A 17,532-nucleotide genomic window follows, 5' to 3' on the forward strand; every position below is an offset into this window, starting at 1 on the left:
AACCGCTTGCGGCGCCCGGGGGCGGTACGGGATAACGGAGGGATGCCCCGCGCACCCCACTCACCCGGCCCGTTCACGCTGTCGCGGCGCGACTGGCTCCGTATCGGCGTCCCGGCGGCGCTGGGATTTTCGGCCCCGCCGGCCGGGGCGAAGCCGGCGGGGCCGGCGGCCGGCTTCGGTCGCGCGAAATCGGTGGTGGTGGTCTTTACGAGTGGCGGGCAGAGCCAGCTCGACACCTGGGACCCGAAGCCGCACGCGCCCGAAGAGGTGCGCGGGACCTTCCGCAGCATCCAGACCGCGAACCCGGAACTGCGGGTGTGCGAGCACCTGCCGCGCATGGCCGCGCTGGCTGATCGGTACGCGATCGTGCGCTCGATGACCCACGACGACCTCGACCACGGGTCGGCGTGCTACCTCGCGCTCACCGGACAGTTTTACCCGCGCAAGTCCTCGAACCCGCCGCCCCGCCCCACCGACTTCCCGGCCCTCGGGGCGGTGGTCAAGCGCCTGCGCCCGGCGGTCGCGTTCCCGCACACGGCGGTTCACGTCAACGGTCCACTATTGGCCCCGATCGAGGTCGCCCCCGGGCAGTACGGCGGGTTCCTGGGCCGCGGGTACGAGCCCGCGGAACTCGGCAACGTGACCGACACCGACCGGCTCGTCGAGTCGCTAAATTTGCCGGCCGACGTGCCCGCCGAGCGGCTCCAGGCGCGGCACGACCTGCTCGCCCGCTTGGACCCGGGGACGCGCGCGGACCCGCTCGCCCGAAAGGCGTTCGAGTTAGTGAACGCGCCGCAGGTCCGGGCCGCGCTCGACCTCGACCGCGAGCCCGAGAAGCTGCGCGACCGCTACGGCCGGCACCGGTCGGGGCAAGCGTGCCTGATGGCCCGGCGGCTGGTGGAAGCCGGCGTCCCGTGGGTCACGGTGTTCTTCAACCACGGCATCCGCGGCCAAGACGACCACCCCGACGACACCGACGCATACGGGTGGGACACCCACAACGACATCTTCGATTCGCTGCGAACCCACCTGCTCCCCCGGTTCGATGCCAGCGTGTCCACGTTCCTCGAAGACCTGCGCGCCCGCGGCCTGCTCGACACAACGCTCGTGGTGGTGATGGGCGAGTTCGGCCGGGCGCCGCGGGTGGCGCGGGAAAAGAACTTTGCGGGGTCGTCGCCGGGGCGCAAGCACTGGGGCGCGTGCTACTCGGTCCTACTCGCCGGAGCGGGCGTCACGCCGGGCGCGCTGGTCGGGAAGTCGGACCGGATCGCGGCGTACCCGCAAAGCGACCCGACCGCCCCGGGCGATCTGGCGGCCACGATGTTCCACGCCCTCGGCGTTCCCCCCGACGCGCACTACACCGACGCGAACGACCGCCCGTACCGGGCCGTCACCGGTCACCCGATCAGCCGGCTGTTCGGCTAACACACGGACCCCCTCATGCGCTGGCTCTCCACACTCGCAGTGTTCACCGCGTTCCTCGCCGTCGGCCCCGCGGCCGACAAGGACGGCTTCGCCCCACTCTTCGACGGCAAGACGCTGGACGGCTGGACGTTCATCGTGAAGCCCGACAAGGACGGCAAGAAGGCCGACCCGAAAGGCACCTGGAGCGTCGTTGACGGCGCCGTCCGCTGCACCGGGAAGCCGAACGGCTGCATGGTCACGAAGGGCGAGTACGGCGATTACGTCCTGAAGCTGAAGTGGCGGTTCCTGGAGGGCAAGGGCGGGAACACCGGCGTGCTGCTCCACGTGCAGGACGAGAAGTACTGGCCCACGTCGATCGAGGCGCAGCTCCTCACCGGGCACGCCGGCGACCTCTTCCTCAACACCCCGCCGGCCGTGAAACTCGACGTGGACAAGCGGCGCCATGACCCGAAAGTTGAGCGCCGGTTCCTGCGGCTGGAAACGCCCTCCGATGTTGAGAAGAAGCTGGGCGAATGGAACGAGTGCGAGCTGACCTGCTCGGGCGGGGACATCACGTTCACCGTCAACGGGGTGAAGGTGAACGAGGGGAAGAACGGGAACCTGAAGAAGGGCCGCATCGCCCTCCAGTCGGAGGGCGTGGAGGTCCACTTCAAGGACATCGTCATCAAGAGCTTGAAGTAGCTCCCTGGAGCGCGGGCCTCCGGCCCGCTTGGCTTGCGAGCGGCTTCGTGCCGTAAAGTTCCGCCAAGTCGCTCCGGACGAGTCGCAAAGCGGGCCGGAGGCCGCGCTCCAGGAAGCCAGGAAGGCAATCCCTCGACAACCGCTCGGCGGGCGCGGTACACTTCACGAACGCCTTCACGCCGCCGAGTTACCAGCCGGCGCAACGTATCTCTCCGAGGTTCGGTCATGGACCAAAGCGCGAAGAAGCGGCACCACGAAGAGGCCCGCAAGAGGCACAAGCACGAGATGCAGGAGCACGCCCGCGAGGCCGCCCGGCAGCGGCCCTCGAAACTCCCGCTCATCCTGCTGGTCGCCGGGATCGTGCTGGTGATCGCGTTCGTGGTCTTAGCCGTCGTCGGTTGAGCCCGCGATCAGCGCGAGAGCCGGGCGTCGATCCACGCCCGCGCGTCGGACAACCACGGGTGGTCTTCGCGCTCGAACTCGAGCGTGTGATGTGCCCCCGGGTAGGTTTTGACTTCCGTCGGCCCCGGGAACCGGCCGACGAACGCGGCGGTCGGCGCGTTGTCGATGACGCGATCGTGCTCCGCGAGCAGCAAGAGAGTGGGGACCGCCACCCGCTTCGCGGCCCGACGCAGATAGATGTCCAGCGAGAAGCTGCTGAACAGGAACCGCGACGTGGCCGCGCGTAGCCCGTGCGGTTCGGTATCGATGTACCGGCGCCACGACTCAGAAGCGGTAAACAGTTCCGGCTCGTTGAGCGGGATCGGGAAGAACTTCCACGGCCGGAACAACCGCGCCACGGCAATCCGCGCCCGTTGGGGCAGCGGCGGCGCGACCTTCGGAACGAGACCCGGGCAGAGCAAAATCAGACCATCGACGAGGTTCGGCTTGCGGTACGGCAGCCCGACCGTGAGCTTTCCGCCCCACGAAATCCCGCACACGAACACCGGCAGCCAGGCGCGTTCGGCGCGGAGCCCCTGTACGAATTCCGCGACATCATCGATCAGGCGCCGGAAGTTGGGCGCGTCGCCCCGGTGCGCGGTATTCAGACCAGAACCGCGGCGGTCGAGGAAGTACACGTCCAACCCGGCGCCGGCCAGCTCGGCGCACGAGCGCGCATACCACCCGCCGTGGCTGCGAATCCCGTGAACGACCACAACGCGCGCCCGCGGTTCGCCGACGGCCGGATACCGGCGGTAATAGAACCGGTACCCGTCCGAGGCGGTGAACAGCCCCAAACTTGAAAGCGACATCCCCCCAGGCCCGTGATCGGCCGAGGAGAGCGGTTGGGCGTGGTCAGCCAAGGAGCGACTCCTTGCGCTGGGTAGCACGGTCGAGCCGGGCCGGATCGACCTGGAAGCCCAGCCCGCTACCCACGAGAGCGGGCGCCGAGCCGTTGCGCCGGAACGTCAGGTCTTCGGCGCCCAGCGCCTCCCAGACTAGGTGCCGGTCGTAGCTCCCTTCGGTGTAACGGAGGTTCGCAACACTGGTCGCGAAGTGCCGGCCTGCGGCGCTCAGAATGGCCGTTTCGCCGACCTGACACCCGAGCTGGTACCCAAGGTTGTGCCGCGTCGCGAACTGGGCGAGCCGCAGAGACGGAATGAACCCGCCGCACTTCGACAGCCGCAGGTTGAACAGGTCGCACCACCCGCCCCGCACCGCCCGCTCCGCATCGACCGGACCGCACAGCGACTCGTCCAGCATGACCGGCGTGGCGACCTGCTTCCGGACCTCCGCGAGACAGGCCACGTCCTCGTGCCGGACCGGCTGTTCGACGCTGGTGATGCCGAACGGTTCGAGTTCCTGGATTCGAGCGGCCACCTCGGCCGGCGCCCAGGCCTCGTTCGCGTCGATGCGCACGTCGATCTTGCGCCCGAGCCAGCGGCGCATGAGCTTGAGCCGCTTGACGTCGTCTTGCCCCTCGATCCCGACCTTCACCTTCACCTGCGAGAACCCGGCGAGCCGGTACACAAGGGGGTACAGGCGCTTCTTCCAGCCCCGCGGGTTCCCGATGACGCCGCTGTACTGCACCCGGTCGCGGAACCGGTACAGTTCCGGCGCGACCAGCTCCGTGACCCTCGTGAGCGGTTCGCCGAACGCCCGGCCGAAGGCGTCGAGCACCGCCAGTTCCACCGCGCACCGGGCGGCGTTGCCCCCGATCCCGCGCTCGTCGCCTGGAACCGTTGCCAGCGCGAGTTTCTCCGCGAGGTGGACGGCCTGGACGAAATCGTCCACGTCGGCGTCGAGTTGCTTCGCGAGGTCGGAGCGCGTCAGCAGTTCGAGCGCAGAGCCCAGCGTCTCGCCGGTCACGTAGTCGCGCGGGACGCCTTCGCCGTAACCAGTGCTGCCGTCGCTGAGCTTGCAGCGAACGACCACGTTGTCGGTGTCGGTGCGAACGTGGCTCGCGTGCGTCACCTTACGCCGCAACGCGACGCGCACGTGCCGGGCTTCGAGTTCAACAACACGCATGCGGGCTTCTGGTTCATGAAGAAGGCGGTTCCCGGCGGGTGCGCCCGTGCCGGTCGTCTTTGTTGTAGCTGCCGCGGCGCGGGTTACACCGGGCGCAGGGAGATCTCGGGCGGCGCCGCGGCCGGGGCGCCGACGTGCCCCAGCGCGACCGCCAAGTGCCCCGCCATCGCCTCCCAGAACGGATCGATGACGATCCCCCGGTGCGCCGGGCGGTACGGTTCCATGTACCGCCGGCCCGAACGGTACAGTCGGGCCGCACCGGTGTGGTTGCCGCGCCCGAAGTGGTGCAGCGCCACGGCGGCTTGAATCAGCGCTTGGTAGAACCGCCGGTCCGGGGCCGGGCAGTCGCGCCAGAGTTCCTCCCACACCTCGTGCGCGTCGAAGAACGCGCCCCGGTTGAACAGATCAACGCCCGCCAGGAACCGCGGATCGGGCGAATCGGCGGTGTCGGTGCCGTCGGCCATCGGGTATACCGAAAGGAGCGGTGCGCGAGATCGAACCCGTCGTGCAACGTCTTCTACGATATCCGCTTCCCCCGCGACGCCACAGCCATGCTGTTTTCGTCTTCCAAGTGCCCGCTTCCGGCCCTCGTGGAGTGGTGCCGGGCGCTCCGGTTCAGCCTCAGCGCGGGGCTGGACCCGCTCAAGATCTTCAAGCAGCAAGCGAAGTCCGGGCCGCGCCCCCTCCGCGCCCTGGCGGGCGACCTGGCCAAGAAGCTCGCCAAGGGCTCGTCGCTCGAAGACGCCCTCGAGCCTCACCGGGCCAAGTTCCCGCCGCTGTTCGTGGAACTGGTCGCCGTGGGCGAACAGACGGGGCGGCTCGATGACACGTTTCAGGAGCTCGAACAGTATTTTGCGGCGGCGCTCACCACGCAGCGCCGGTTCCGTGCGCAGATGGCTTACCCGGTTATCAATTACGTGGCCGCCGTGGGCATCGTCACGGCCCTCATTTTCATCCTCGGGATGCTCGGCAGCAAAATGGACCCGACCGGGCTCGGGCTCACCGGGACCACCGGCGCGCTGGCGTTCCTGGGGTGCGCGGTGGCGTTCGCGGGATCGATCCTCGCGGTGCTGAAGATCGCCACGGAAAACCTCCAGTTCCGGGCGCGGCTCGAAGGGCTGTTCTTGAACGTCCCCGGGTGGGGGCCGGCCCTGCTGGCGTTCGCGCTGCTTCGGTTCGCCGTGTCCCTGCGGATGTGTGCCGAGGCCGGACTGCGGGCCGAAAAGACACTGCACTACTGCTTCCGGGCGACGTGCAACACCCGGTTCCAGCAGGGCGAGCCGCGGGCCGTTGCGGTCGTGAAACGCGGGAGCGAACTGGTGGAGGCGCTCGAGGCGTCGCGCGCCCCGTTCCCGCAAGACTTCATTGGCGCGCTGATGACCGGGGAGGAAACGGGTAACACGTCGGAAGTGATGGACCGGTTGGCGGAACACCTCCGCGAGGACGCGGACCGCAAAATGAAGGGCGCTGCCCAGATGACCGGGTACATGATCTACGGCATGGTCGCGCTGATGATTATCTTCTTCATCTTCCGCATCGCCACCGCGATCTCCGGGGTGTACAGCGAAGCCCTGGGCGGGATGTGACCGAGTCCGGTTGAAGAGGGCCGGAGGCCGAGCGTGCGACTACGGCGGCTCGGCACCGGACCACCACCGCTCTTTTCACTCGGCCCCGTCCTTCGGCGGGACGTGGTACTTCGGCACAACTACGGCCATGTCGCACAGCCCCCAAGGGGTCGAGCCCGTCAGCTTATCGAGTAGCGAGGCCTTCACTTTGCGCTTGAGGGTAGCGGATTCGACGATCTCCAGGCTCGGCGGCAGCGTGCTCTTGAACCCCGTGAAGGAATCACTGTGGGTGAACAGGATCACCGTCCGCGGCCGGTGGTGGCAGTCCACCAGGAGTTGGTTGACGCTCTTGGTCCGCACGTTTCGCATGTCGGACCGGTCGTGATAGAACGCGAGCGAGTCGCAGTTCCGCGGGAAGCACACCACCGCCACGTCGTGGTCCGCCACGAACCGCCCGACGAGTTCCGGGTTGCCGAACGGCGATCGCTCCTTCGCGTACCACGGCACACCGACGTGGTGAACGAACAGCAGAAACGCCGCCATGCCCCCGATCAGCGCCCGGGTGCGGAACTGCACGTTCCACCTCGTCCGGGCGACGTACTCGCCGAGAGCCAGACACAAGAACGGGTAAGCCGGGAGGACGTAGGTAGGCAGCTTGCTCCCCGAGCAACTGAAGAAGAACACGCACCACGCGCCGGTCAGCAGCCAGAACCCGCCCGCGAGCGACCGGCTCGCACCGTCTCGGGGTGCAGACCGCAACAGGTTCCACAGGTACGCGACAAGCAGAATCGTCCCCGGTAGCAACCCGCCGATGAGAATGGGCGCGTAGTACCAGATCGGTTGCAGGTGGTCGAACGGCTGGAGGAACCGCATCACGTTGTGTTCCCAGAAGAAGTACTTCAGGAACTGCGGCTCGCGCAAGTAAATGGCCACGTACCACGGCAGGTTCACGGCGAACACCACGCCGAAGAACACCAGGTACCAGTACCACGCGACCCGGGCCGGGCCTCGCGTCCCTTCTCCCTCACGGCCGATGGCAGGTGGCGAGGAACCGCGTGCCAGGAACCCGAACGCCCAGAGCGGTACGAACAGCAGCACTTCCGAAATCGGCCCCTTCGTCAGGAACCCGAGCCCGGACGCGACCGCCGCCAGCAGCCACCAGCCCCGCTTGAGGGTGCCGGTGCGAACGGCCTCGAACCCGCACAGCACCGACGTGGTGACGCACAGGACGAGCAGACCGTCGAGCAACAGCAGCCGGGCCACGCTCACGAACCCCGGCGCCACGGAGAGCAGGAGGGCCGCCCAGCACGCGCCGCGCGCGCCGATGCTACGCCGCCCGAGCAGGTACACCGCCAGAATGGTGAGGTGAACGCACAGTGCGGGCACGAGTCGCGCCGCTTCCGGCGTCGTGCCGAACGCGCGGTAGCTGAGGGCCACCAGCCAGTACATCAGCGGCGGCTTGTCGAGGTACGCTTCGCCCTGGAGCGTCGGCACCACCCACGAGCCCCGCTCCAGCATTTCCTTGGGGATCTGCGCGTACCGCCCCTCGTCGGGTTCGAGCAGGTGGAACCCGCGGGTGGGGTACAGCAGCGCCGCGGGCAGCAGCAGCACGAGCAGGAACGGGAGCAGCCGCACGCGCGTGTCCGTGTCCGCGGTGCCTGGGAACAGAAGTCCCGTGAACAAATACCGGCACCACCCGACCACGCCCTTTTCGGCCCCGTCCATGCGCCCGCCTCCGGAAGTTGTGGCGTTATTGCACAGAAGTGCGGCGGCGGTCAATCCGGGGTGCGCGGGGTGCGGCTCGACAACACAGGGGCGTGCGCACACGACGCCACATTTGCCGGCCGAGTCCTTCCGCAACCACCGAGTTCGGATGGCTTTCGCCACGGGTGTGTTCCAGGTCCGTGGGGTCGCGTAGCGGTGTTCGCCCGAACCCTTTACCCGCACAACAGTTACCGCCTGAAGAACCGTCATGACTGAACTTCCCATCCCGGATTGGGATTGGCAAGCCCGTACCTGTTCGCGGTCAAGAATAACCCGCCCACAGTTCATCACGACATCGCATGCCGGTTCGGCGAATCGGCCGCCTTTCCCCCTACCAACAGGTCTGATGGGCGGCTGAGCAGGACACGGCCACGAGCACCGATAAGGGGCACGGTCGGATCGAGACGCGCCCCCATGCGAACCACCCCGGCGCCGTCCAGGTACCCGTAGGCGTGGCCCGGGATCGCTCAAGTGTCCCAGATCCACCGGGTGCGCCGGGTCCCTGACGGGCACGTCGAAGAAGAAACGTCTTACGGGATCACGAGCCTGAACCCGCTCGAGGCCGGTACCGCGCGCCTGTGTCTCTGAGCCGCACACACGGGTCCATCGAGAACAACCTGCATGGCGTTCGCGGTGTCACGTTCGGGGCGGATGCGGCTCGCATCCGCCCCGGCACGCAAATCCTCGCCGCCATCCGCAACGCTCTGCCTCGCCTACTCACCTTTGCTCAAGGAAGTTGAAGGCGAACAGTTCGCCAGAAAAGACCGGGCGCTTCGGAAGCGTGAGTCAAGATCGGCGCTCGAAATCGCAGTCCGCACACGGGACCGGCATGAAAACGCCAATCTTGCAGTGAAGGCGTTTGAACTCTCTCAAAACGTTGTCGTCAAATGGGATTGGCTGATTTCGACGCCAAGCGTCGGTTGCTGGAAATTATCGGTCTGAACCTGACACTCGACGGCGCAACACTACGCCCGAAATGCAGGAAGCCCTTCGACCAACAGGTCGAAGGGCTTCCTTTGAGAAGAGTCGGGCTGATAGGATTTGAACCTACGACCTCTTGGTCCCGAATCAGTGGCTCGATGAGGCGGTATGCGTAAGAGCAGGCCGCCCAATGGCTTACGGATAGCACACATCACACAGTTTACAGCCCAGCACCCGGTCCCGCCACCTCAGATGGCACCCTTGGCACGGAATACCGTGCCCTTCCGTGCCCCGCTCAGCTCTCGTTTTCCTCCTCCGCCTCGGGGGCCTCGGGCACCGGGAGGGGGGCGGTGTCGGACAGGCTGGTGCTCTGGGGCATCTTTCGCGCGATCGCCCGCAGCATGTCCGGCATCGCCACCTCCATGCTCGCCTTGAGGGCGAGGCAGCGCGCCGTCCCGGCAACGTCCGTCGAGAACCGCTGCTTGATGCGGATCTGGTATCCGGTGGGCGCCTTCACCATCTCGTACACGTGGAACTGCATCGGGTCCGCCGGGTTGTGCCCGGTGATGTGGTCGAAGGCGTATTCCCCGCGGAGGTAGTCCAGCAGGTGGTCCTGGAGCACCAGGACGAACCGCTTGCCGAGGTGGTCGAACGTCGCCACCTTGTGGTGGAGCTGGCCGAGAATCGTCTTCGCGCTCATCTTCCAGTTCATGCCGAAAGAGCCGCGCGTGGCGATGTCAGCCGGGGGCACAGGGACGCCGCACTGGTGCAGGAACCGCTGCCGCTCGGGCCATACGCTGCCGTTCGTATCGAGCCCCTGGAACTCGATGCCCACAAAGTCCTCAATCACGCCGTCGCGGACCGAGACCAGGAAGTAGTCCACCCGCCCGCCGGGTATGTTCACCTCCGAGACGATGCGGACCTCGTTCCCGGCACGGTGCCCGGTAAGGAGCGGCAGGCAGTCGCGGAAGGCGGTCCGGTCTTGGAGGAACCTGGAGGTGCAGATGATCATCAGCTTGGGCGGCTGATCGTGGATCATCACGCACGTGCCGATCTTGATCGACTTGTCGCTCTTGCGAAACTTCCAGCAGTCCGCGTGCAGGTAGGGGCACTGCTTCGCCTGGACCGCGCCCGCCCAGTCCGCGGGGAGGAAGGTGGGGAGGCCGTACAGCTCGGCGACCTTGGTTGGTGAAACCTCAGCCGCGGCTGCCTTTCGCGGGCGAGCCGGAGGTACTCGTCCGACACGTCGATGCCGACCGAGCGGCGGCCCAGCCGGAATGCCACAAGGTTCGTTGTGCCGGTTCCGCAGAACGGGTCAAGCACCACCCCCCTCTCCGGGCACGAGCAGAGGGTCGGCATCTTGCAAAGGTCTTCGGGATACGGGGCGAAGTGGGCCTTCCGTTTTTGCGTGTCCTCCGGCAGGATGTCCCACACATCCCCTAGCTTCGCCCCGTTCGGGTGGTATTTGAGGAAGTAAAAGCCCTTCTCGCGCATCTCCCTGGCCCGGCCGGACACCTGCTCCGAATCGGAATGGGTCGTGCGCTGTTGCCCGCGGATGATCATCCGGAAGTCGGCCAGCCGTCCTTCCCGCACGTCACCCAGGATGCCCTCCAAGGCGGCGAACGCCGTCCGCTTTTCGGCGTCGGTGAGCGCCGTAGATAGCTCGATCTGCCGCCGGTACCGGACGCCTGAAACGCCGGTCGCCGAGACGACGGAACCGTTCACCACCTTCGACTGCCCCGGCGGCTTGCGGATCGCGTCAGCGTCGTAGTAGTATTTGCCGCTCTTGGTAAAATGAAACAGCGGCTCGTGGACGTTGCGGAATTTGTCTTTGGCGTTGTCCATCCCGCCCTTGACCTTGTTCCACACGATGTCGTTTCGCAGAATCCAGCCCTGCACATCGGTCATCGCGATGGCAATCCGCCAGGGTATGGCGAGCTGGCACTTCTTGTCGTAGGCGTCGCCGATGTTTAGCCAGAACGAGCCGGTAGGCTTTAAGACCCGCTGCACTTCGGCGGTGACGGCCAGCAGGTTCTGGATGTACTCCTGATACGTCGGCTCAAGGCCGATCCCGCCCCCGGCGTATGCCCGCTGCCCCCAGTAGGGTGGGGATGTCATCGCAAAATCGACCGAGGCGGCGGGAAACTCTCTGAACGCGGCGAGGGAATCGCCCGAAAGGAACAGCGGGGTCCGCTCCTCGGACTGGAGGTAATCGACCACGGAGGGTTTCTTGTGAAGAACGCCGTTTGCGATGCCCATGATCGAGTTGCCCTGCCGGGACGCGAGACCTGCACCTATTCTACCAGTTGCAAAGCCTTGCGGCAGCTCGGTTTGCGCCTGACGTAAGTTGGCGCGAGGCGCGAACTTACGGAGTATCGGCGTTTCGGGCTGCGGAAAATGAGGGGAACTGCGGGGGAGATTTCCACCGTCGCCGTCGGAGTGTTTCGTATGCGGGGGTTCGCTGGTCATCCCCCGCATACGGAACGCGACAGAGGCGGCGGTCTGGGGGAGCCACTAGAGCCAGAGGAGGATTCGGCGCGGGGGTGCTTACCGCCTGTGGCCTTCGTGCCTGCGGTGCTTGCGACTGTACTCGCCTTCGGCTTCCCGTCGGCGGGGCCACCGGCGCCCCGCCCCTGGTGCGGGCGTACGACGGGGAGACCGGGGAGCTGGCGTTCGAGCGGCAGCCGTTCGACGCCGGGTTCACGGGCGGGGTGCGGGTGGCGGCCGGAGACGTGAACCACGACGGGATGCCGGACCTGATCGCCGCGGCCGGCCCCGGTGGCGGGCCGCACGTGAAGGTGTACGACGGCCGCACGGGGGACGTGCTCAGCGGGCCGCTCGGGAGCTTCTACGCGTACGACGCCGGGTTCACCGGCGGGGTGTTCGTGGCGAGCGTGGACGTGGACGGGGACGGGTGGGCGGACGTGGTCACCGCGGCCGGACCGGGGGCCGGGCCGCACGTGAAGGTGTTCAGCGGCCGGACCGGCGGGGAGCTGGCCTCGTTCTACGCGTTCGCGCCGGCGTTCGCGGGCGGGGCCACGGTGGCGGCGGCGGACTTCACCGGGGACGGGAAGGCCGAGCTGGTGGTGGGCGCCGGCCCGGGCGCCGGGCCGCACGTCAAGGTGTTCGACCTGGCCACCGGGCAGCCGATCGCGGGGCCGCTGGGCAGCTTCTACGCGTTCGACCCGGCGCTCACGAGTGGCGTCGAAGTCGGTGCGGACCTCCTGGCGGGTGACGTCACGGGTGATGGTCGAGCGGACCTGGTGGTGGGGACCGGGCCGGGGACCGGGTCCCGGGTCCGGGTATTCGACGGGGTGAGCGGGGCCGTGGTGTCGGACTTCAGCCCGTTTGGGACCGAGATGACGGCCGGGGTGCGGGTGGCGGTGGCGTATGTGAGCGACGACGGGGTGGCGGACGTGGTGGCGGCCACCGGGGCCGGGGTACCGGGTCAGGTCAAGGTGTTCGACGGGGCCACGGGCGCGGAGCTGGCGGCCCCGATGACCGGGTACACGCCGTTCGGAGCCGGGTACACGGGCGGCCTGTACATGGGGGCCAGCAACGACCCGGAGGACGTGAGCGGCGGGTCGGGCGGCTCCGGCGGGAGCGGGGGCAACTCGCCTCCGGGTGCGGTGGACGATTTCGTCACGGTCGGGTCGGGCACGCTGGCCGCGATTGCGGTCATGAGCAACGACTCCGACCCGGACCTGGACACGATCTACATCACGTCCGTCGGCACGCCCTCCCACGGCACGGCGGCGGTCAGCGGGAGCGTGATCAACTACACCTCGAGCGCGGGATACGCCGGCCCCGACAGCTTCACGTACACGATCGCCGACGGGCACGGGCACACGGCCACGGCCACCGTCTCCGTTAACGTCAGCGGCGGCAGTTCGGGTGGCAGCGGCGGAAGCGGCGGATCCGGAGGAAGCGGCGGTGTTGCGATTTCCGACCCGAACCGGGCTGACGGGGGCGCTGCCGACTGCGTGGACGAGGGGCTCACCGAGGCGCGAGGTGCGGCGAACAACGGCGGGGTGACGAAGACCGAGTCGGGGGTGGAGGACACGGGCGCGGTGCGGGTGGTGCTGGCGAGCGTGGGCGGGGACGGGTTCGGGCCGGGGATGAGCAGCGGGGTGACGTGGAGCAACGCGCTCGGGTACGCCGAGGGGACGGCGGGCGGCGGCACCCAGGTCGGCGACTGGACCCGGCTGGTGTCCACCGACACGGCCACGGGCGACGTGGCGGTGATCACCTCGGCCAACTCGCGGGTCAGCTTCGACGCCGCGTCCGGGGGCGGGTACACGACCGGGTTCGGGAGCACGATCCAGTTGAAACTGGACGCCGTCAACCACGAGTACACGCTCACCGCCGTGGACGGCAGCACGCAGGTGTTCTACGACCTGTCCACGTCGGTCGCGGCAGAACTGCGCGGGCGGCTCAAGTCGCGGGCCGATGCGGCCGGGAACGCGGTCACCGTGACTGGGTACGACGCGGCCGGGCGGCCCCAGGGGCTGCAGAAGGTGGACGCCGCCAGCGGGGAGACGGAGCGGCTCGCGTACACGTACAACGGGGCCGGGCAGGTGGCCACGGTGACCCGCGAGCGGAAGCCGGCGGGCGGGTCGTTCACGACCGTCCGGTCCACCGAGCTGAGCTACGCGACGCCGGCCGGGGCGAGCGGCCCGGCGCTGGTGGGCACGGTGGACAAGGACGGGGCCGGGGCGGTCCTGGGCGAGACGTACACCCGGTACTACGCGAGCGGCGCGGCTACCGGGTACGCCGGGGCGCTGAAGTTCCACCTGGGCGCCGACGCGGTGGCCCGGCTCCAGCAGGCGTACCCGGCCACCGCGCTGGACGCGCTGACCGACGCGCAGGTGGCGGCGTACGCGGACAACTACTTCGAGTACGACGCGAGCGGGCGGGTCACCAAGGTGGTGACGGCGGGGGCCGGGTGCAGCGCGTGCGACGGCGGGCTGGGCACGTACACGCTGTCCTACGACTCGCGCTCGGCGGGCAGCTACGGGGTGAACGAGTGGCGGACGGTGGTGACCGAGACCCGGGACGACGGGACGGTGACCAAGCGGTACGCGAACACCAGCGGGCAGACGCTGCTGACGGCGGTGACGGAGCCCGGGGCGGGCGGGCGCACGTGGGTGAGCTACACCCGGTACACGGCCGACGGGCAGGTGGCGCTGACGGCGGCCCCGAGCGCGGTGACCGGGTACAGCGAGGGGTACGCGGACCTGGTCGGGTACAGCGGCGGGAACGCGACGTACCTGAGCGACACGGCCGGGCTGGTGACGGTGTACACGTACGGGAGCATCACCACCGCGACCACCTCGGCCGCGGGCGACGCGATTGGGTACCTGAAGCAGTCGGCGATCCAACAGGGCGAGACCGGGACCGCGGTGCCGCAGCAGACGCTCGCGTACATCATGAACACGGTGGGAGGGCTGGACTTCTTCCATCTGGCGTCGGAGACGGTGTACCGGAACGACAACGGGACCGGCGGGCAGACGACGAGCTACAGCTACACGTTCCGGTCCGGGACCAACGACATCGCTTCGACCACGGTCACGCTGCCGACCGTGACCACGGCGCAGAACGGGTCCAACAGCGCCACCACGGTCACGACGGTGAACGACACGTTCGGCCGCCCGGTGTGGCAGAAGGACCAGGCCGGGTTCCTGACGTACACCGCGTACGACGCGGCGACCGGGGCGGTGGTGAAGACCATCACGGACGTGGACACGACCCAGACCGGGACGTTCGCGAACCTGCCGAGCGGGTGGGCCACACCGTCGGGCGGTGGGCTGCACCTGACGACCAGCTCCGAGGTCGACGCGCTCGGGCGCACGACGAAAGTGACGGCCCCGAACGGGCGGGTGGACTACACGATGTACGACGACGACGCGCACGAGGTGCGATCGTATAGCGGCTGGGATGCGACCACGAACCGCCCGACCGGATCGACAACGGTGACCCGTTCGGACGCGGCACGTGGGTACACCGAGACCCTGACGATGAGTGCGGCGCCGGCGGTGAGCGGCGGGCGGCCGACCGGGGCGGAGGCCATCTCCCAGGTGCAGTCGCTGTCCCGCACGTACGTGAACGCGGTCGGCCAGGCGACCCACACCGACTCCTACTTCAACCTGAGCGGGCTGACATACGCGACCGGGCCGCTGGGCACCGAGGGAGTGAACTTCTACCGCACCCAGACCGGGTACGGGAAGACGGGGCAGTCGAACAAGACGGTGAGCGCGGCGGGCACCATCACCCGCACCGAGTACGACGCGCTAGGCCGGGCGGTGAGCGTGTGGGTGGGCACCGACGACACCCCGACCACCGGGTTCTGGAGTACGAGTAACCTGGCCGGCACCAACATGGTGAAGGTGCGGGCGTACGAGTACGACGGGGGCGGGGTCGGGGACGGCAACCTGACCACGGTGACCGAGTACCCGGGCGGCGGCGCGGCGGCCCGGGTGACGCAGACCTGGTTCGACTGGCGGGGCCGGGCGGTGGCGGTGAAGCAGGGCGTGGAGACGAGCGAGTCCACGAGCGTGAACCGGCCGCTCACCTACACCGATTACGACAACCTCAGACAGGTGACCAAGACCCGGGTGTACGACGCCGACGGGGTGACGCCGATCATCACGGCCGGGGTGCCGCAGCCGCTGAGTGCGAGCCTGCTGCGGGCGCAGTCCACAACCAGCTACGACGAGCTGGGGCGGGCGTACCGCACCGACACCTACGCGGTGGACCCGAGCACGGGCACGGTGGGCTCCAACACGCTGTATTCACTCACCTGGTACGATGCCCGCGGGCGGGTGCTCAAGACGGTGTCGCCGGGCGGGCTGGTGCAGAAATCGACGTATGACGGTGCGGGTCGAGTCACGGTGAGTTACACGACGGACGGGGGCGGTGACAGCGGGTATGCGGACGCCGACGACGTGACCGGTGACACGGTCCTGACGCAGGTGGAGTACGGGTACGACGCGAGCGGGAACGTGCTGACGGTGACCAGCCGGGAGCGGTTCCACGACGCGAGCGGGACCGGCGTTTTGGGTTCGCCGGCGGGCGGGATCGGGGCGCGGGTGAGCTATGCCGGGTACTACTACGATCTGGGCGACCGACGAACGGCATCGGTGGACGTCGGCACCAACGGCGGGACCGCGTGGACCCGGCCCGGGAGCGTGCCGACGGGCACCGCCACCGTGTTGGTGACGCAGACCCGGTACGCGACCGACGCGGTGCAGTGGGTGCAACTCACCGGGGCCAACGTGGGGGGGGCGTTCACCCTCACGTTCGGCGGTCAGACCACGAGTTCGCTGGCGTGGAACGCGTCCGCGGCAGCGGTGCAGTCGGCGCTGGAGGCGTTGTCCTCGATCGGCACCGGAAACGTGGCGGTGACAGCTGCGCCGGGCGGATACGGGTGGGAGGTGCGGTTCACCGGAACACTCGGCAGCAAGTACCAGCCGGCGCTGGTGGCGACGGGCGGCAACCCGACCATGTCCGTAACCGTCGTTAATGCGGGTGGGGATGCCGGCTTGGCGGCCGAGGCGACCGACACGGCGGGGCGGGTGAGCCGCACCTACGCTGACGCGCTCGGGCGCACTGTCCGCACCGTCCAGAACTTCGTCAACGGGGTGGTGAGCGACGCGGATGATAAGGCCGTGGGGTACACGTATAACGGGGCCGGGATGACGTCGCTGACCGCCTACGTGACGGGCGGCGGGGGCCAGACCACGCAGTACCTGTACGGGGTGAGTCAGGGCACCGGCAGCGCGGTGGACTCGTTCGACGCGGTGGGCGTGACCCGCTGGCCGAACCCGAGCACCGGAGCCGCGAGCGCGTCCGAGCAGGAGGTCAACACGGTCAACGCGCTGGGGCAAACGCTGACGGCGACGGACCGCAATGGGAGCCGGCGTGGAAAAAGGCGTGGGTGGCCGAAATCAAGGGGCAAACGCTGACGGCGACGGACCGCAATGGGAGCGTTCACACGCTCACCTACGATGTGCTCGGGCGGGTCGTGAGCGACGCGGTGACGACCCTCGGCAGCGGCGTCAACGGGGCCGTGCGGCGGATCGAGACGGCGTATGATAGCCAGGGGAACGCGTACCTCATCACCAGCTACGACGCGGCCTCGGGCGGTTCCGTCGTCAACCAGGTGCAACGGGCTTTCAACGGGCTCGGACAGCTAGTGACTGAATGGCAGGCGCATGCGGGCGCGGTGAACACCTTGACCACCCCGAAGGTGCAGTACGGCTACTCGGAAATGGCGAGCGGCGCGAACCACTCGCGGCTCACGTCGATCACGTACCCGTCCGGATATGTGTTGACGTACAACTACGCGTCGGGGATAAACGACGGTATCAGCCGGCTGTCGTCGCTGAGCGATTCGACCGGCACGCTGGAGAGCTACTCGTTCCTGGGGCTGGACGCGGTGGTGGTCCGGGCGCACCCGCAGCCGAACGTGGACCTGAGCTACGTGAAACTGGCCGCCGAGAGCGTGGGCGACGCGGGCGATCAGTATACCGGCCTGGACCGGTTCGGCCGCGTCGTGGACCAGCGGTGGCTGAACCCAACAACTGGCACCGCGACGGACCGGTTCCAGTACGGGTACGACGCGGCCGGGAACCGCACGTACCGCGACAACCTCATCAACACCGCGTTCGGTGAGGTGTACAGCTACGACGCCCTGGACCAGTATCCA

The 17,532-nt window shown here is 68.3% G+C and carries 12 protein-coding genes and 1 pseudogene; 7 read left to right on the plus strand and 6 right to left on the minus strand.

From position 1 onward, the window contains the following. Positions 1 to 42 precede the first annotated feature (42 nt). The 3 genes from R5W23_RS26200 (at position 43) to R5W23_RS26210 (ending at position 2,508) form a co-directional block, all read left to right on the plus strand. Positions 43 to 1,425: a DUF1501 domain-containing protein gene (locus tag R5W23_RS26200; protein WP_320688914.1), complete on the plus strand. Its 1,383-nt coding sequence runs from the start codon at positions 43 to 45 to the stop codon at positions 1,423 to 1,425. A 15-nt stretch (positions 1,426 to 1,440) separates the two neighbouring features. Then, positions 1,441 to 2,106: a 3-keto-disaccharide hydrolase gene (locus R5W23_RS26205; protein WP_320688915.1), complete on the plus strand. Its 666-nt coding sequence runs from the start codon at positions 1,441 to 1,443 to the stop codon at positions 2,104 to 2,106. Between the two features lie 225 nt (positions 2,107 to 2,331). Further along, positions 2,332 to 2,508: a hypothetical protein gene (locus R5W23_RS26210; protein WP_320688916.1), complete on the plus strand. Its 177-nt coding sequence runs from the start codon at positions 2,332 to 2,334 to the stop codon at positions 2,506 to 2,508. 8 nt (positions 2,509 to 2,516) lie between these two features. On the opposite strand, the gene R5W23_RS26215 is transcribed toward R5W23_RS26210, so the two are convergent. From R5W23_RS26215 to R5W23_RS26225, 3 genes are all read right to left on the minus strand, one after another. Then, positions 2,517 to 3,359 (minus strand): alpha/beta fold hydrolase, encoded by an 843-nt coding sequence (locus tag R5W23_RS26215; RefSeq protein WP_320688917.1) that lies wholly within the window; start codon positions 3,357 to 3,359, stop codon positions 2,517 to 2,519. A 43-nt stretch (positions 3,360 to 3,402) separates the two neighbouring features. After that, the gene (locus R5W23_RS26220; protein ID WP_320688918.1) at positions 3,403 to 4,575 is read right to left on the minus strand and encodes an enolase C-terminal domain-like protein; all 1,173 of its coding nucleotides are present in this window, start codon (positions 4,573 to 4,575) and stop codon (positions 3,403 to 3,405) included. 83 nt (positions 4,576 to 4,658) lie between these two features. After that, on the minus strand, positions 4,659 to 5,039 hold the full coding sequence (locus R5W23_RS26225; protein ID WP_320688919.1) for a DUF309 domain-containing protein: 381 nt from the start codon (positions 5,037 to 5,039) through the stop codon (positions 4,659 to 4,661). 87 nt (positions 5,040 to 5,126) lie between these two features. On the opposite strand from R5W23_RS26225, the gene R5W23_RS26230 reads away from it, so the two are divergent. After that, positions 5,127 to 6,161: a type II secretion system F family protein gene (locus R5W23_RS26230; protein ID WP_320688920.1), complete on the plus strand. Its 1,035-nt coding sequence runs from the start codon at positions 5,127 to 5,129 to the stop codon at positions 6,159 to 6,161. A gap of 75 nt (positions 6,162 to 6,236) precedes the next feature. On the opposite strand, the gene R5W23_RS26235 is transcribed toward R5W23_RS26230, so the two are convergent. Next, on the minus strand, positions 6,237 to 7,865 hold the full coding sequence (locus R5W23_RS26235) for an ArnT family glycosyltransferase (protein ID WP_320688921.1): 1,629 nt from the start codon (positions 7,863 to 7,865) through the stop codon (positions 6,237 to 6,239). A 660-nt stretch (positions 7,866 to 8,525) separates the two neighbouring features. Here R5W23_RS26235 and R5W23_RS26240 point away from each other — a divergent pair. Next, positions 8,526 to 8,846 (plus strand): hypothetical protein, encoded by a 321-nt coding sequence (locus R5W23_RS26240; RefSeq protein WP_320688922.1) that lies wholly within the window; start codon positions 8,526 to 8,528, stop codon positions 8,844 to 8,846. A 274-nt stretch (positions 8,847 to 9,120) separates the two neighbouring features. Here the strand turns inward: R5W23_RS26240 and R5W23_RS26245 are convergent, their stop codons facing one another. Both R5W23_RS26245 and R5W23_RS26250 read right to left on the minus strand, forming a co-directional pair. After that, entirely contained in the window at positions 9,121 to 9,864 is a 744-nt protein-coding gene (locus tag R5W23_RS26245) for a NotI family restriction endonuclease (protein WP_326522219.1), read from the minus strand. Beyond that, positions 9,864 to 11,084, minus strand: a complete 1,221-nt coding sequence (locus tag R5W23_RS26250) for a DNA-methyltransferase (RefSeq protein WP_407936164.1) — start codon at positions 11,082 to 11,084, stop codon at positions 9,864 to 9,866. Before R5W23_RS26250 ends, R5W23_RS26245 begins: the two co-directional genes overlap by 1 nt. Before the next feature lie 377 nt (positions 11,085 to 11,461). Here R5W23_RS26250 and R5W23_RS26255 point away from each other — a divergent pair, with 377 nt between their 5' ends. Both R5W23_RS26255 and R5W23_RS26260 read left to right on the plus strand, forming a co-directional pair. Beyond that, entirely contained in the window at positions 11,462 to 16,789 is a 5,328-nt protein-coding gene (locus R5W23_RS26255; RefSeq protein ID WP_320688924.1) for an Ig-like domain-containing protein, read from the plus strand. Beyond that, a pseudogene (locus R5W23_RS26260) lies at positions 16,762 to 17,532 on the plus strand (hypothetical protein); the annotation flags it as partial. The gene R5W23_RS26255 and the pseudogene R5W23_RS26260, both read left to right, overlap by 28 nt.

Source organism: Gemmata algarum, assembly GCF_034097035.1.
Taxonomy (GTDB): domain Bacteria; phylum Planctomycetota; class Planctomycetia; order Gemmatales; family Gemmataceae; genus Gemmata; species Gemmata algarum.

Bases quoted from the DNA above. Each gene is read 5' to 3' on its own strand.
- R5W23_RS26210 (WP_320688916.1), top strand. From the start codon at position 2,332: ATGGACCAAAGCGCGAAGAAGCGGCACCACGAAGAGGCCCGCAAGAGG.
- R5W23_RS26240 (WP_320688922.1), top strand. From the start codon at position 8,526: ATGGCGTTCGCGGTGTCACGTTCGGGGCGGATGCGGCTCGCATCCGCC.
- R5W23_RS26220 (WP_320688918.1), bottom strand. From the start codon at position 4,575: ATGCGTGTTGTTGAACTCGAAGCCCGGCACGTGCGCGTCGCGTTGCGG.
- R5W23_RS26225 (WP_320688919.1), bottom strand. From the start codon at position 5,039: ATGGCCGACGGCACCGACACCGCCGATTCGCCCGATCCGCGGTTCCTG.
- R5W23_RS26200 (WP_320688914.1), top strand. From the start codon at position 43: ATGCCCCGCGCACCCCACTCACCCGGCCCGTTCACGCTGTCGCGGCGC.
- R5W23_RS26215 (WP_320688917.1), bottom strand. From the start codon at position 3,359: ATGTCGCTTTCAAGTTTGGGGCTGTTCACCGCCTCGGACGGGTACCGG.
- R5W23_RS26245 (WP_326522219.1), bottom strand. From the start codon at position 9,864: ATGATCCACGATCAGCCGCCCAAGCTGATGATCATCTGCACCTCCAGG.
- R5W23_RS26235 (WP_320688921.1), bottom strand. From the start codon at position 7,865: ATGGACGGGGCCGAAAAGGGCGTGGTCGGGTGGTGCCGGTATTTGTTC.
- R5W23_RS26205 (WP_320688915.1), top strand. From the start codon at position 1,441: ATGCGCTGGCTCTCCACACTCGCAGTGTTCACCGCGTTCCTCGCCGTC.
- R5W23_RS26250 (WP_407936164.1), bottom strand. From the start codon at position 11,084: ATGGGCATCGCAAACGGCGTTCTTCACAAGAAACCCTCCGTGGTCGAT.
- R5W23_RS26230 (WP_320688920.1), top strand. From the start codon at position 5,127: ATGCTGTTTTCGTCTTCCAAGTGCCCGCTTCCGGCCCTCGTGGAGTGG.